Source organism: Sphingomonas ginkgonis, from assembly GCF_003970925.1.
Classification (GTDB): Bacteria; Pseudomonadota; Alphaproteobacteria; order Sphingomonadales; family Sphingomonadaceae; genus Sphingomicrobium; species Sphingomicrobium ginkgonis.
This window is the reverse complement of record NZ_RWJF01000001.1, coordinates 1,821,588-1,834,628: the sequence shown is the minus strand read 5'-3', so window position 1 is coordinate 1,834,628 and position 13,041 is coordinate 1,821,588. Positions and strand designations below refer to the sequence as shown.

Sequence of the window (13,041 nt, the reverse complement as noted above, 5' to 3'; positions counted from 1 at the left end):
TTAGCCCCGCATCCGGTCGGCGGCGTCGACTGCGATCGTCCCGCGCCGGCGGAAGAAGATGACGAGAATGGCGAGGCCGATAGCCGCCTCGGCCGCGGCGACGGTCAGCACGAACATTGCGAAGACCTGGCCGATCATGTCGCCGAGGTAGCCGGAGAACGCCACGAAGTTGATGTTCACCGCCAGCAGCAGCAGCTCGATCGCCATCAGCATTAAAATGACATTGCGACGGTTGAGGAAGATGCCAAGGACGCCGATCACGAACAGGATTGCCGAAACGGTGAGGTAATGGGCGAGCCCAATCATAGTTGCACTCCCTCGCCGGTCGCCGGCTTGGCGATCTTGACCGCTTCGTCCGGGCGTCGCCGGACCTGCCGGTTGACGCGCTGACCGCGGGTGTCGCCGCGACTGCGATGGGTGAGGACGATGGCACCGATCATCGCAACGAGCAGGATCAGCCCGGCGACCTCGAACGGCACGAGGTAGCGGCTGTAGAGCGCCGCACCCAGGCTGACGATGTTCGGCTGCACCGGCGCCGCCGCCGTGTCCACCGCCGGTGTCAGCACCGGCCCAGCCCGGTGCGCGCTGGTCGCCACCACGATCTCGGCCAGCAGGACCAGCGCAATGAGGATTCCGAACGGCAGGTTGCGGGTGAAGCCGCTACGAAGCGCCGCGAAGTCGATGTCGAGCATCATCACGACGAACAGGAACAGCACTGCAACCGCGCCGACGTAAACGATCACCAGCAGCATGGCGATGAACTCGGCACCGGTCAGCAGCATCAGTCCCGCCGCATTGAAGAAGGCGAGGATAAGCCACAGCGCGCTGTGCACCGGATTGCGCGCGAAGATGACCAGCAACCCCGACAGGATGGTGAGGGTCGCGAACAGGTAGAAGGCAATGAGCGCGATCACGACGGCTCACCACGACCGTTCTCGCCTGAGCGAGGGGCCGGCTGCCGCGAGGCGGCCGGGCGAAGAAGCGGGTTCCCCGCGTTCGCGGGAATGACGGATTGGAACACTGGAGAGCCCTGTTTCACGAAGCTGAGCCGCCCCTACCGATACGGCGCATCGGCGGCAAGATTGGCCGCGATAGCCTGTTCCCATCGGTCACCGTTGGCGAGCAACTTGGCCTTGTCGTAGAGCAGCTCTTCGCGGGTCTCGGTCGAGAACTCGATGTTCGGACCTTCGACGATTGCGTCGACCGGGCAGGCTTCCGCACAAAGCCCGCAGTAGATGCACTTCACCATGTCGATGTCGTAGCGGGTGGTCCGGCGGCTGCCGTCCTCGCGCGGCTCGGCCTCGATGGTGATCGCCTGCGCCGGGCAAACAGCCTCGCACAGCTTGCAGGCGATGCACCGCTCTTCCCCGTTCGGATAGCGGCGCAGCGCATGCTCCCCACGGAAGCGCGGCGACATCGGCGTCTTCTCGTAGGGATAGTTGATCGTCGCCTTGGGCTTGAAGAAATACTTCAGGGTGAGGGCATGGCCCTTCAACAGCTCCCACAGTGTGAACGACTTGACCCATTGAGCGATCATCGTGCGACAGCCTTGGGCGTGCAGCGGCCACTCATATAGACTTGGAATGGCTTGCTCCGATCACCGTCCGTCGCCAAGGCAGCCGGCTGAATCAATATGTCTGCCGTGCCGTCCGCCTGTTCGCTGAGGGTGTACAAGAACATGCAAGCCCCCGCAGTAAAGAGACAGGGACTTTGATGCATTGATACAAAAGAATAGTCGTGCGGTCCGACCGGCAACGCAGCCAGCGCTTGGCCGGCGCCGATCGGATCTCCCGGCCAATCCAATTTGACCTCAGTAGATTTCTTCAGATCAACAATCGTCACGCCGAACTGCCAGTGATTCATTTCTGGTGGGAGATGAATCGTTTGGCTGGTAACCGATGCACCGTTGGGAATCACATTACGCGGCGGATCAACCGCGCAATCGAAACCGAGCGTCGAGGCGGCGGCAGCCAGAATTAGGGCGATCATTGCGGAGTTCCTACACAGGCGGCCGAGGACCCGATGAAGGTCGAGGCCCGGTAGCCATCGGCCGGATCCGCCGAGCAACCATAGCGGGTCAGCATCAGCCAGCCCGAGACAAGGACGACGAAGGTGAGCGACAGCGGCAGGAAGATCTTCCAGCCCAGCCGCATCAGCTGGTCGTAGCGATACCTCGGCACGGTCGCGCGGACCCAGCCGAAGACGAAGAAGAAGAAGCCCATCTTGATGAGCAGCCAGATAATGCCCGGCACCGCGTAGAGGATCGGAATATCAAGCGGCGGCAGGAACCCGCCCCAGAAGAGGATCGCGTTCAACGCCGTCATCAGGATGACGTTGCCATATTCGCCGAGCCAGAAGAGCGCGAAGCTCATCGACGAATACTCGGTCTGGAACCCGGCGACCAGCTCGCTCTCTGCCTCAGTGAGGTCGAACGGGGTGCGGAAGGTCTCAGCCATCGAGCTGATCAGGAACACCACCGCCATCGGGAACAGCAGCGGGTTGAACCCGAAGCCGTTGAGGATGCCGAGCACATGCCCCTTCTGCGCCAACACGATGCCGGTCAGGTTGAAGGTTCCCGACCACAGCACGACGCTGATCAGCACGAACCCGATCGACACCTCGTAGCTCACCATCTGCGCCGCGGCACGGAGCGCGGAGAAGAAGGGGTACTTCGAATTGGACGCCCAGCCGGCGATGATGATCCCGTACACGCCCAGCGAACTCGCCGCGAGGATGTAGAGCAATCCGACGTTGACGTCCGCCAGCACGACGTTGACGTCGAACGGGACCACCGCCCAGACTATCAGTGCGACGGTAAAGCTGATGATCGGCGCGAGGAGGAACAGGCCCTTGTTCGCCGCGGTCGGGATGATGGTTTCCTTGAGGAAGACCTTCAGTCCGTCTGCGAAGCTTTGCAGGAGTCCGAACGGACCGACCACGTTGGGCCCGCGACGAAGCGCGATGGCGGCCCAGATCTTGCGCTCGGCATAGATGATCATGGCGACCGCCAGCATCAGCGGAAGCGCGATGACGAGAATGCCGATGATTGTGGCGAGGAACCAGGCCCAGCCGTAGATCATCCCGTGCGAGGTGAAGAAGGCGGTCACTCCGCAGCCTCCGCCAGTTCTTCTCCGTGGATCAATTCGGCGGAGCAGCGCTGCATGGTCGGACTGGCCCGGCAGATGGCGTTGGTCAGGTAGAAGTCCTTGATTGGAAGCGCCGTGACGCTGACGTCGGTCGCCCCAAGCGACGGTGCGACGAAGCCGAGGTCGATCAGCCCCTCCTGACCAAGCTGCGGGAACTCGGCGGCCATGGCGGCGCGCAGCTGGTCGAAGCTGTCGAACGGCAACGGCTGGCCCATCACTCCCGACAGCGCGCGAAGGATCGCCCAATCCTCGCGGGCGTCGCCCGGCGGGAAGGTCGCCCGCTCGGCGCGCTGCACCCGGCCCTCGAGGTTGATGTAGGTGCCATGCTTCTCGCTGTAGGCGGCACCCGGAAGGACAAGGTCGGCCTGGCGCGCACCCGCATCGCCGTGATGGCCGATGTAGACCTTGAACGCGCCGCCGAAGCGGGTCGCGGCCATCTCGTCCGCGCCGAGCAGCAGCACGACCTCAGGCCGCGCCGCCTCGACGCTGGCGATCCCGCCGTCCCGGGCATAGCCGAGGATGAGCCCCGCCATCCGCGCCGCGCTGGTGTGGAGAACGTTATAGCCGTTCCAGCCGTCGCGGCCGAACTGGGCCGCCGCCTTGAGCGTCGCCCCCTGCCCGCCCGCCGCGAGCGCGCCCGGGCCGACGATCATCACCGGCCGCTCCGCCTTGCTGAGCAGCTCGGCCGCGTCCTTGGGCAGCTTGGACAGCAGCTTCAGATCGTCGCCGATGTTGGTCACCGGATAGGCGAGGTCCGCCACCGGGCCGATTGCAAACACCTGAGCGCCCTTGCGGACGGCCTTGCGCAGCCGGGTGTTGACCAGCGGCGCTTCCCACCGTGGATTGGACCCGACGAGCAGGATGAAGTCGGCGTTCTCGAGTTCGGCAATCGGCGTGTTGAACCCGACCGCGCCAAGGTTCGACACGTCATAGTCGAGCCCAGTCTGGCGCCCCTCGAGCAGCTCCGAACCAACCGACTGCAGCAGCTTCTTCGCGGCATACATGGTCTCGGCGTCGAGCAAGTCGCCGGCGATCGCCGCGACTCGGCCCGAGGCGGCTTTCATCTTGCCCGCGAGCGTCTCGAGCGCTTCCTGCCACGAAGCCTCGCGCAGCTTGCCATTCTCCCGCACCCACGGACGGTCGAGGCGACCACGAACGAGACCGTCGGCGTGATGCCGCGTCTTGTCGTGGATCCATTCCTCATTGACGTCGTCGTTGATACGCGGGAGCACCCGCATCACCTGCCGCTGCCGAACATCGAGGCGGATGTTGGAACCGAGCGCATCCATCACGTCGATCGAAGGGACGCGCTTCAGCTCCCATGGACGGGATTCGAAGATCTGCGGCCGCTGCAGCAGAGCACCGACCGGGCAGACATCGGCGAGGTTGCCGCTGAGCTCGCTGGTCAGCGCCTTCTCGAGATAAGCGGTGATCTGGCTGTCCTCGCCGCGATACAGCATGCCGATCTCGGGCGTGCCCGCGACTTCCTCGGCGAAGCGGACGCAGCGGGTGCACTGAATGCAGCGAGTCATCGAGGTCTTGATGACCGGGCCCATATACTTGTCGTCGACCGCGCGCTTGTTCTCGTCGAACCGGCTGGCCGAACGGCCATAGGCCATCGCCTGGTCCTGAAGGTCGCACTCGCCGCCCTGATCGCAGATCGGGCAGTCGAGCGGGTGGTTGATGAGGAGAAACTCCATCACCCCCTCGCGCGCCTTCTTGACCATCGGCGTGTCGGTCTTGATCGTCTGCCCGTCGGCGGCCGGCAGCGCGCAGCTCGCCTGCGGCTTGGGCGGACCCGGCGCGACCTCGACGAGGCACATGCGGCAGTTGCCCGCGATCGACAGCCGCTCATGATAGCAGAAGCGCGGGATTTCCTTGCCGGCGAGTTCGCAGGCCTGGAGCACGGTGGCTCCCGCAGGAACCTCGATCTCGACTCCGTCGACGGTGACCTTGGGCATCAGTAGCTCTTCGGATGGGCGGCGCGGTCGGCGATGCGCCAGGCGGCGACCGCCAGGAGGGAGCGGATGGCAACGGCGTTGACGTTCGCCTGAACGCCGCTCTTGAGGCAGCCACCGAGCGCCGGCGACAGCGCTGCGATCGCCTGGTTCTCGCCGGCGCTGCCGGGCTGAGTGGCGAACAGCGCACCGACGCCGGCCGGATCCTCGCGCACGGCGCACAGCGCCATCACGTCGAGCGCGCCGAACGCCTTGAGCGGCAGACCGTCCGCCTTGACGGCGGCGCCAAGGTCAGCCGGCCGCGCGGAGAGCATCATCTCGGCCAATGCGCCGCGATAAACCAGTGGCGTGAAGCGCAACCGCCCCTCGCCAAGGCAGCGCGACTGGTCACGCGCCTGATCGCGAAGGTCCTCGCGCTCGTTGACCTGGTTATAATTGCTGCGGAGCAGGCGAACGACGCGTTGAGAGTCTCCCTTCACCGCACATTGGGCAATCATGCGCAGCTTCGACAGAGACTGCGGATCGTTGGTGGGCAACGCCGCGGCGGCGGCAACGGTGGCAAGAGCGACGGCGAGCAGCATCATTCTGCAGCCTCAAGCATGGTCCGACCGCGACGCTCGGCGATGCGACGCTCCAGTTCCGGGCGGAAATGGCGGATGAGCCCCTGGATCGGCCAGGCGGCGGCGTCGCCAAGCGCGCAGATGGTGTGTCCCTCGACCTGCTTGGTGACGTCGAGCAGCCGGTCGATGGTCGCGACCTCGGCATCGCCTTCGCGGAGCCGTTCCATGGTCCGCCACATCCAGCCGGTACCCTCGCGGCACGGGGTGCACTGGCCGCAGCTTTCATGCTTGTAGAAGTAACTGATCCGGCTGATCGCCTGGACGACATCGGTCGACTTGTCCATGACGATGACCGCGGCGGTTCCGAGCCCGCTGCCGAGCGCCTTCAGCCCGTCGAAGTCCATCGGCGCGTCCATGATCTCGGCCGCCGGGACCAGCGGGACCGACGAGCCACCGGGAATGACTGCCAGGAGATTGTCCCACCCGCCGCGGATGCCGCCGGCATGGCGGTCGATCAGCTCGCGGAACGGTATGCCCATCGTCTCCTCGACCACGCACGGCCTGTTCACATGGCCGCTGATCTGGAAGAGCTTGGTGCCCTCGTTCTTGGGATTGCCGAAACCCGCGAACCAGGCCGCGCCGCGGCGCAGAATCGTGGGGACGACGGCAATACTCTCGACATTATTGACCGTGGTCGGGCAGCCGTAGAGGCCCGCACCGGCCGGAAACGGCGGCTTCAGCCGCGGCTTGCCCTGCTTGCCCTCGAGGCTCTCGAGCATCGCGGTCTCTTCGCCGCAGATATAGGCGCCGGCGCCGCGGTGGACGAACAGGTCGAAGTCGTAGCCCGACCGGGCGGCGTTCTTGCCGAGCAGCCCCGCGTCATAGGCCTCGGCGACCGCGCGCTCGAGCGCCTGCGACTCCCGGATGAACTCGCCACGGATGTAGATGTACCCGGCCCGCGCGCGCATCGCGAAGCCGGCGATCAGCGCGCCCTCGATCAGCTTGTGCGGATCGTGCCGGATGATCTCGCGGTCCTTGCACGATCCGGGTTCGGACTCGTCGGCGTTGATGACGAGGAAGTTGGGTTTGCCGGGCTTGGGCTCCTTGGGCATGAAGCTCCACTTCATGCCGGTCGGGAAGCCCGCGCCGCCGCGGCCGCGCAGCCCCGAGGCCTTGATCTCTTCGATGATCGCGTCCTGCCCCCGGGCCATCAGCACCGCGGTATTGTCCCAGTCGCCGCGAGCCTGCGCCGCCTTCAGGTCGGGCGACTGGAAGCCATAAACGTTGGTAAAGATGCGGTCCTTGTCCGCGAGGGGTGCGGTGCTGCCCATTATGCGCCCTCCCCGGCCGCCGCGTTCCACTGCGGGCGATAGTCGTAGTTGCGTTCGGCCATCTTCTTCAGCGTCGTCGGGCCGCCGGCGGGACAGCTCGTCTGGCGACCGTCCTGCGGGCCGGGCTTGGGTGCCTCGCCGCGTGCCAGTGAGTCGAGGATCGCGCCCATGCTCTCCTCCGTGAGGTCCTCGTAATTGTCGTCGTTGATCTGGACCATCGGCGCGTTGGCGCAGGCGCCGAGGCACTCGACTTCGGTCAGGGTGAACAGGCCGTCCGCGGTCGTGTGGCCCTTCTTCAGGCCGCGCGACTTGCAGGCGGACAGCACATCGTCCGAGCCGCGCAGCATGCACGGTGTCGTCCCGCAGACCTGGACGTGGTACTTTCCTACCGGGACCAGATTGAACATAGTGTAGAAGGTCGCGACCTCGAGCGCGCGGACTGGCGGCATGCCGAGATAGGCGGCGACATATTCGATCACCGGGATCGGCAGCCAGCCCTGCGTGCCCGTCTCGTCGCCGACCTGCCGCTGGGCGAGGTCCAGCAGCGGGATGACCGCCGACTGCTGTCGGCCCTCGGGATAGCGGCCGACATACATGCGGGCCGTCTTCTCGTTAGCCGAGGTCCAGGTGAACGATCCCCAGCGCTCGCGCAGCTCGGGCACGTCGGGGGCAAAGAAGCGCTCGGCCATTAGCGGTCGCACTCCCCGAATACGATGTCGATCGCCGAGAGGACGGCGGTGGTGTCGGCCAGCATGTGGCCCTTCATCATGAAATCCATGGCCTGCAGGTGCGAGAAGGCGGTGGGGCGGATCTTGCAACGGTAGGGCTTGTTGGTGCCGTCGGCGACCAGATAGACACCGAACTCGCCCTTGGGGCTCTCGGTCGCGACATAGACCTCGCCGGCGGGCACGTGATAGCCCTCGGTGTAGAGCTTGAAGTGATGGATCAGCGCTTCCATCGACTGCTTCATCTCGGCGCGCTGGGGCGGGAAGACCTTGCGGTCCAGCGTCCCGACCGGGCCTGCGGGCAGCTCCTTCAGGCATTGGCGGGCAATCCGCCAGCTCTGCCGCACTTCCTCGACCCGGACCATGAAGCGGTCGTAGCAGTCGCCGTTGGTGCCGACCGGGATATCGAAGTCCATTCGGTCGTAGACCTCATAGGGCTGCGACTTGCGGAGATCCCACGGCAGCCCGGAAGCGCGGATCATCGGGCCGGAGAAGCCCCAGGCCAGCGCATCTTCCTTGGAGACGATGCCGATGTCGACATTGCGCTGCTTGAAGATGCGGTTGTCCGCGACGAGGCTGATCGCGTCCTCGAACAGTTGGACCCGGTTGTCGAGGAACTCGCCGATCTGGTTGAGGACCTTGGGCGGGATGTCCTGGTGGACGCCACCGACGCGGAAGTAGTTGGCGTGCATGCGCGCGCCCGACACCGCCTCGTAGATCTGCATCAAGTCCTCGCGGAGCTCGAACAGCCAGAGGTTGGGCGTCATCGCCCCCACGTCCATGATGTGGGAGCCGAGATTCAGCATGTGGTTCTTGATGCGGGTCAGTTCCGCCATCAGCACGCGGATGTACTGCGCGCGGAGCGGGATCTCGAGCCCCATCAGCTTCTCGGCCGCGAGCACGAAGCTGTGCTCCATGCACATCGGCGAGCAGTAGTCGAGGCGGTCGAAATAGGGCAGCGCCTGGGCGTAGGTCTTGTACTCGATCAGCTTCTCGGTGCCGCGATGAAGCAGCCCGACATGCGGGTCGACCCGCTCGACGATCTCGCCGTCCAGCTCCATGATCAGCCGCAGCACGCCGTGCGCGGCCGGGTGCTGGGGCCCGAAATTGATCGTGTAGTTGTTGATTGCCTCGTCACCGGCAGTCGGCTTCGGACCGGCCTCCGGGATGACGCTGAGTTCGACGGTGGTGGTCATGCGGTGGCGTCCCCACTCGGCTTCTGGCCGGAACGCGCCGCCGGCTTCGGCTCGGCGGTGTTGCTGTTCTTGCTGACTTCGCTGGCGGCCTTTTCCGAGGTCGGCTTGCGCGCCTCAGCGTCGGCCTGCTTGGCGCCGGCGCGGCCGCGTTCCTCGTCCTCACCCGTGTAGGGCTTGTCGCCCTTCGCGGCGCGCTTGTCGCTGTCCGGGGTGGCGACATTCTCGCTGGTCTTGGGCGGCGCGGCCGGAGCCGGCGACGGCGCGCCGGGCGCCTCGGGCACCGCCTTCTCGTCGCCCGGAAGCCGGTACTCGGGCCCCTCCCATGGGGTCAGGAAGTCGAAGGTCCGGAAGTCCTGGGCAAGGCTGACGGGCTCGTACACGACGCGCTTCTCGAGCTCGGAATAGCGCATCTCGACATGACCGGTCAGCGGGAAGTCCTTACGAAGGGGAAAGCCCTCGAAGCCATAGTCGGTGAGGATCCGGCGCAGGTCCGGGTGGCCGGCGAAGGTCACGCCGTAGAGGTCGAACACCTCGCGCTCGAGCCATCCGGCGACCGGCCATACGCCAGTCACCGTCGGCACCGGCTTGGCCTCGTCGGTCAGCACCTTGACCCGCAGGCGCAAGTTGCGGGTGACCGACAGCAGCTGGTAGTTGACCTCGAACCGCTCGGGCCGCTCGGGATAATCAACCCCGGCGATCTCCATCAGCTGCTGGAAGCCGAGCCGGTCGCGCAGAATGGCGCAGGCCTCGGCGACGCTCTCGCGCGCCACGGTCAAGGTCAGTTCGCCGACATGGTCCTTGCTGTCGAGCAGCATGCCACCAAGGGCGGACGCCGCCTCGCCAGCGAGATCGGCCGCGACCGGGTGGGTCGGGACATGGGGGGCCAGGGTCGCCATGCTAGCGCTCGATCGTCCCTTCGCGGCGGATCTTCCGCTGGAGCTGGAGGATGCCGTAAAGCAAGGCCTCGGCAGTCGGCGGGCAGCCCGGGACGTAGATGTCGACCGGCACGATGCGGTCGCAGCCGCGGACCACCGAATAGCTGTAGTGATAATAGCCGCCGCCGTTGGCGCAGCTGCCCATCGAGATGACGTAGCGCGGCTCGGCCATCTGGTCGTAGACCCGGCGGAGCGCGGGGGCCATCTTGTTGCACAGGGTCCCGGCGACGATCATCACGTCCGACTGGCGAGGGCTGGCGCGCGGGGCAACGCCGAACCGCTCGAGATCGTAGCGCGGCATGTTGACGTGGATCATCTCGACCGCGCAGCAGGCCAGGCCGAAGGTCATCCACCACAGCGAGCCGGTGCGGGCCCAGTTGAACAGGCTCTCGGTCGAGGTGACGAGGAAGCCCTTCTCGTCGAGGTCGGCGCGCATCTGCTCGAGTTGCTGCATGTCGGCGCTGCCGGGAACGAGCCCCGCAATCCGCGCAAGCTCCTCCTCGGTCGGGTAAGGGTTCGCCGCGGGGTCGAGCATCACTCCCATTCGAGCGCACCCTTCTTCCACGCATAGGCGAGGCCCAGCGCGAGTTCGCCGATGAAGCCCATCATCGACAGCCAGCCGGTCCACTTGGTGAGATTGAGCGAGACCGCCCAGGGAAAGAGGAAGGCCGCCTCGAGGTCGAACACGATGAACAGGATCGCGACCAGATAGAAACGGACGTCGAACTGCGAGCGGCTGTCCTCGAACGCCGGGAAGCCGCACTCATATTCACTGAGCTTCATGGCGTCCGGCCGGTGGGTCCCGGTCAGGCGGCTGACGACCATCGGCAGCGCCACGAAGGCACCCGAGAGGCCGAGCGCTACCCCGAGGAACAGCAGGATCGGAAGATAACCAAAGGCGACGTGAGCCAAGGAGAGGACTCCGAGGGAAAAGAGGTTGGCGGCGCTTTAGGACGGAGGGGCGAAAGGGGCAACATCCTGTTGAGACAAGATGGGGTTTAACGTCTCCCGGGCAAGAGCGGGATCGCCGGCTTAGACACGTCGGGAAGGAGAAGCCGTCAATCACCGCGCCGCCGGCCTCCGCCAGGGCGACGGCTTAGCGCAGCGAGCCCGCCAGCAGCTTGTGGAGCTTGCTGTGCAGCTCACCGTTTGCCGCGAGATATTCGCGCTTCTCCATCATCCGGTCCTGCCCGCGATAGTCGCTGACGAACCCGCCCGCCTCGCGGACGAGGAGGATGCCGGCCGCAGAGTCCCACGGGTCGAGGTCATCCTCCCAGAAGCCGTCCATCCGGCCTGCGGCGACCCAGGCAAAGTCGAGCGCCGCCGAGCCGAAGCGCCGGATCCCCGCCACTTCGGGCGCGATTGCGCCGTAGATCCGGCTCCACCGGGCGAAGTCGCCGCGTCCGATGTGCGGGATCCCCGTCCCGATCACCGCCTCGTCGAGGAAGCGCCGCGCCGAGACGCGCAGCCGGCGGTCGTGGAGCCAGGCGCCTCTGCCCTTCTCGGCCCAGAAGCTCTCGTCTGTCAGCGGCTGGTAGATGATCCCATGAGTGATCTCGGGCTTGCCGCCTGCGCCTCGCGGATCCTCGACCGCGATCGAGATGGAGAAATGCGGGATGCCGTGAAGGAAGTTGGTAGTTCCATCGAGCGGGTCGACGATCCAGCGCGGCTTGTCAGGGTCGCCCTCGACCTTTCCGCCCTCCTCCAGCAGCATGCCCCAGTCAGGCCGGGCGTTACGGAGCTCCTCGACGATCGTCTGCTCGGCACGCTTGTCCGCCATGGTGACGAAATCGCCCGGCCCCTTGCGGCTGACCTGCAGCTGCTCGACTTCGCCGAAGTCACGCCGGAGCCGCGGCGCCGCCTTGCGGACGGCGCGCTGGAGAACGGTGATCAGGCCGGAATGGGCAACCATCGTCAGTCCGCGCGGCGGATGTAGGTCTGCTCGTAGACGTCGACCACGATCCGGGTTCCGCTCGCGATATGCGGCGGGACCATGACGCGGACGCCGTTGTCGAGCACCGCCGGCTTGTAGCTGGACGAGGCGGTCTGCCCCTTCACCACCGCGTCGGCCTCGACGATGGTCGCCTCGATCTGGTCGGGCAGCTGAACGCTGATCGGCCGCTCGTTGTAGAGCTCCATCACCACGTCCATGCCGTCCTGCAGGAAGGCCGCCGGCTCGCCGATCAGGTCCTTAGGCAGGTTGACCTGCTCGTAGCTGTCCTTGTCCATGAAGACGAGGTCGTCGCCGTCGGCGTAGAGATATTGGAAATCCTTGGTGTCGAGGCGGACGCGCTCGACGGTCTCGGCCGAGCGGAAGCGGACGTTGGTCTTGCGGCCGTCGATGAGGTTCTTCATCTCGACCTGCATGTAGGCGCCGCCCTTGCCCGGCTGGGTGTGCTGGATCTTCACCGCCCGCCAGATGCCGCCTTCATATTCGATGATGTTGCCGGGACGAATGTCCACGCCGCTGATCTTCATGGGACCGCCTGCTTCCGCTTGTACCGTTGGAAAGAGCCGCCGAGCGCCACCCGGGCACCAGCTGCCGGCCCCTTAGCGGCTGCCCGGCCGCCCCGCAAGCAAGGGGTAAGGATTGATCGCCTGTCCTTCCCACCAGCCGTCGCCGCGGCCCATCTGGTTAATCGCGAAGTGGAGGTGCGGACCCGACGGGCTGGCATCGCCGGTGTGCCCGACGAATCCCAGCAGCTGGCCGCGCCGCACCTGCTGTCCCTCGCCGATCCCCGGCGCGTAGCGGTTGAGGTGGGCATAGTAATAGTTCCACCGGGTGTCGGGCGAGCGCACGTAGAGGGTGATTCCGCCGCGAAAGCTGTTGAACAGCTTTTCGACCTGCCCGTCGGCGGCCGCCACCACCGGTGTTCCCTCCGGTGCCATGATGTCGATCGCGTCGTGCACCCGGCCACCCGAGCGGGCCGCGTCGAACGTGTCGACGAGCTCGCCCGTCCGAACCCCGGCGACCGGAACGGCAAGGCCGAACGGACCGACCTCGACGTTACGCGGCTGCTCCGGTGCGGTTGAAGCGGGAGTGGCATCGGTCCGCCCCGGCGCTCGGCCCGGCGACAGTCCGCTCGGTGCGTGCTGGATGTTGAAGATGAACAGCCAGACCGCGCCAAGCAGGACCGCGACGACGATCAGGGTACTGGCGATAGAAAAACCTCGTCCCGTCATTCCTCCC

The 13,041-nt window shown here is 65.9% G+C and carries 16 protein-coding genes; all 16 read right to left on the bottom strand.

Annotated elements, in window-relative coordinates; all coding sequences use genetic code 11:
* The 16 genes from nuoK to HMF7854_RS08925 all read right to left on the bottom strand — a co-directional run bounded on the left by nuoK (window position 1) and on the right by HMF7854_RS08925 (window position 13,034).
* Complete coding sequence (nuoK, locus tag HMF7854_RS09000) at window positions 1-306, bottom strand: NADH-quinone oxidoreductase subunit NuoK (RefSeq protein ID WP_126718791.1); 306 nt, start codon at window positions 304-306, stop codon at window positions 1-3.
* Window positions 303-914 (bottom strand): NADH-quinone oxidoreductase subunit J, encoded by a 612-nt coding sequence (locus tag HMF7854_RS08995; protein ID WP_126718790.1) that lies wholly within the window; start codon window positions 912-914, stop codon window positions 303-305. The genes nuoK and HMF7854_RS08995 overlap by 4 nt, the downstream gene beginning before the upstream one ends.
* Window positions 915-1,054: 140 nt before the next feature.
* On the bottom strand, window positions 1,055-1,537 hold the full coding sequence (gene nuoI / locus HMF7854_RS08990; RefSeq protein ID WP_126718789.1) for an NADH-quinone oxidoreductase subunit NuoI: 483 nt from the start codon (window positions 1,535-1,537) through the stop codon (window positions 1,055-1,057).
* Complete coding sequence (locus HMF7854_RS08985) at window positions 1,534-1,989, bottom strand: hypothetical protein (RefSeq protein WP_126718788.1); 456 nt, start codon at window positions 1,987-1,989, stop codon at window positions 1,534-1,536. Before HMF7854_RS08985 ends, nuoI begins: the two co-directional genes overlap by 4 nt.
* Window positions 1,986-3,107 (bottom strand): NADH-quinone oxidoreductase subunit NuoH, encoded by a 1,122-nt coding sequence (gene nuoH, locus HMF7854_RS08980; protein WP_126718787.1) that lies wholly within the window; start codon window positions 3,105-3,107, stop codon window positions 1,986-1,988. Before nuoH ends, HMF7854_RS08985 begins: the two co-directional genes overlap by 4 nt.
* On the bottom strand, window positions 3,104-5,107 hold the full coding sequence (nuoG, locus tag HMF7854_RS08975; RefSeq protein WP_126718786.1) for an NADH-quinone oxidoreductase subunit NuoG: 2,004 nt from the start codon (window positions 5,105-5,107) through the stop codon (window positions 3,104-3,106). Before nuoG ends, nuoH begins: the two co-directional genes overlap by 4 nt.
* On the bottom strand, window positions 5,107-5,685 hold the full coding sequence (locus tag HMF7854_RS08970; RefSeq protein WP_221766425.1) for a hypothetical protein: 579 nt from the start codon (window positions 5,683-5,685) through the stop codon (window positions 5,107-5,109). The genes nuoG and HMF7854_RS08970 overlap by 1 nt, the downstream gene beginning before the upstream one ends.
* On the bottom strand, window positions 5,685-6,995 hold the full coding sequence (gene nuoF / locus HMF7854_RS08965) for an NADH-quinone oxidoreductase subunit NuoF (RefSeq protein ID WP_126718784.1): 1,311 nt from the start codon (window positions 6,993-6,995) through the stop codon (window positions 5,685-5,687). Before nuoF ends, HMF7854_RS08970 begins: the two co-directional genes overlap by 1 nt.
* Window positions 6,995-7,684 (bottom strand): NADH-quinone oxidoreductase subunit NuoE, encoded by a 690-nt coding sequence (gene nuoE / locus HMF7854_RS08960; RefSeq protein ID WP_126718783.1) that lies wholly within the window; start codon window positions 7,682-7,684, stop codon window positions 6,995-6,997. Before nuoE ends, nuoF begins: the two co-directional genes overlap by 1 nt.
* Entirely contained in the window at window positions 7,684-8,916 is a 1,233-nt protein-coding gene (locus HMF7854_RS08955) for an NADH-quinone oxidoreductase subunit D (protein ID WP_126718782.1), read from the bottom strand. Before HMF7854_RS08955 ends, nuoE begins: the two co-directional genes overlap by 1 nt.
* On the bottom strand, window positions 8,913-9,812 hold the full coding sequence (locus tag HMF7854_RS08950; protein WP_126718781.1) for an NADH-quinone oxidoreductase subunit C: 900 nt from the start codon (window positions 9,810-9,812) through the stop codon (window positions 8,913-8,915). Before HMF7854_RS08950 ends, HMF7854_RS08955 begins: the two co-directional genes overlap by 4 nt.
* A 1-nt stretch (window position 9,813) precedes the next feature.
* Complete coding sequence (locus tag HMF7854_RS08945) at window positions 9,814-10,287, bottom strand: NuoB/complex I 20 kDa subunit family protein (RefSeq protein ID WP_420822375.1); 474 nt, start codon at window positions 10,285-10,287, stop codon at window positions 9,814-9,816.
* A 98-nt stretch (window positions 10,288-10,385) separates the two neighbouring features.
* The gene (gene ndhC, locus HMF7854_RS08940) at window positions 10,386-10,763 is read right to left on the bottom strand and encodes an NADH-quinone oxidoreductase subunit A (protein ID WP_126718779.1); all 378 of its coding nucleotides are present in this window, start codon (window positions 10,761-10,763) and stop codon (window positions 10,386-10,388) included.
* 184 nt (window positions 10,764-10,947) lie between these two features.
* Window positions 10,948-11,763 (bottom strand): inositol monophosphatase family protein, encoded by an 816-nt coding sequence (locus HMF7854_RS08935; protein WP_126718778.1) that lies wholly within the window; start codon window positions 11,761-11,763, stop codon window positions 10,948-10,950.
* Window positions 11,764-11,765: 2 nt separating this feature from the next.
* On the bottom strand, window positions 11,766-12,329 hold the full coding sequence (efp, locus tag HMF7854_RS08930; protein ID WP_126718777.1) for an elongation factor P: 564 nt from the start codon (window positions 12,327-12,329) through the stop codon (window positions 11,766-11,768).
* Between the two features lie 72 nt (window positions 12,330-12,401).
* Complete coding sequence (locus HMF7854_RS08925) at window positions 12,402-13,034, bottom strand: M23 family metallopeptidase (protein ID WP_126718776.1); 633 nt, start codon at window positions 13,032-13,034, stop codon at window positions 12,402-12,404.
* Window positions 13,035-13,041: the final 7 nt, after the last annotated feature.

Excerpts from the sequence above, each read along its gene's own strand:
- HMF7854_RS08985 (WP_126718788.1), bottom strand. The coding sequence starts at position 1,989 with ATGATCGCCCTAATTCTGGCTGCCGCCGCCTCGACGCTCGGTTTCGAT.
- HMF7854_RS08970 (WP_221766425.1), bottom strand. The coding sequence starts at position 5,685 with ATGCTGCTCGCCGTCGCTCTTGCCACCGTTGCCGCCGCCGCGGCGTTG.
- efp (WP_126718777.1), bottom strand. The coding sequence starts at position 12,329 with ATGAAGATCAGCGGCGTGGACATTCGTCCCGGCAACATCATCGAATAT.
- nuoI (WP_126718789.1), bottom strand. The coding sequence starts at position 1,537 with ATGATCGCTCAATGGGTCAAGTCGTTCACACTGTGGGAGCTGTTGAAG.
- HMF7854_RS08955 (WP_126718782.1), bottom strand. The coding sequence starts at position 8,916 with ATGACCACCACCGTCGAACTCAGCGTCATCCCGGAGGCCGGTCCGAAG.
- HMF7854_RS08950 (WP_126718781.1), bottom strand. The coding sequence starts at position 9,812 with ATGGCGACCCTGGCCCCCCATGTCCCGACCCACCCGGTCGCGGCCGAT.
- HMF7854_RS08925 (WP_126718776.1), bottom strand. The coding sequence starts at position 13,034 with ATGACGGGACGAGGTTTTTCTATCGCCAGTACCCTGATCGTCGTCGCG.
- HMF7854_RS08935 (WP_126718778.1), bottom strand. The coding sequence starts at position 11,763 with ATGGTTGCCCATTCCGGCCTGATCACCGTTCTCCAGCGCGCCGTCCGC.
- nuoK (WP_126718791.1), bottom strand. The coding sequence starts at position 306 with ATGATTGGGCTCGCCCATTACCTCACCGTTTCGGCAATCCTGTTCGTG.
- nuoG (WP_126718786.1), bottom strand. The coding sequence starts at position 5,107 with ATGCCCAAGGTCACCGTCGACGGAGTCGAGATCGAGGTTCCTGCGGGA.
- HMF7854_RS08945 (WP_420822375.1), bottom strand. The coding sequence starts at position 10,287 with ATGCGCGCCGACCTCGACGAGAAGGGCTTCCTCGTCACCTCGACCGAG.
- nuoF (WP_126718784.1), bottom strand. The coding sequence starts at position 6,995 with ATGGGCAGCACCGCACCCCTCGCGGACAAGGACCGCATCTTTACCAAC.
- nuoE (WP_126718783.1), bottom strand. The coding sequence starts at position 7,684 with ATGGCCGAGCGCTTCTTTGCCCCCGACGTGCCCGAGCTGCGCGAGCGC.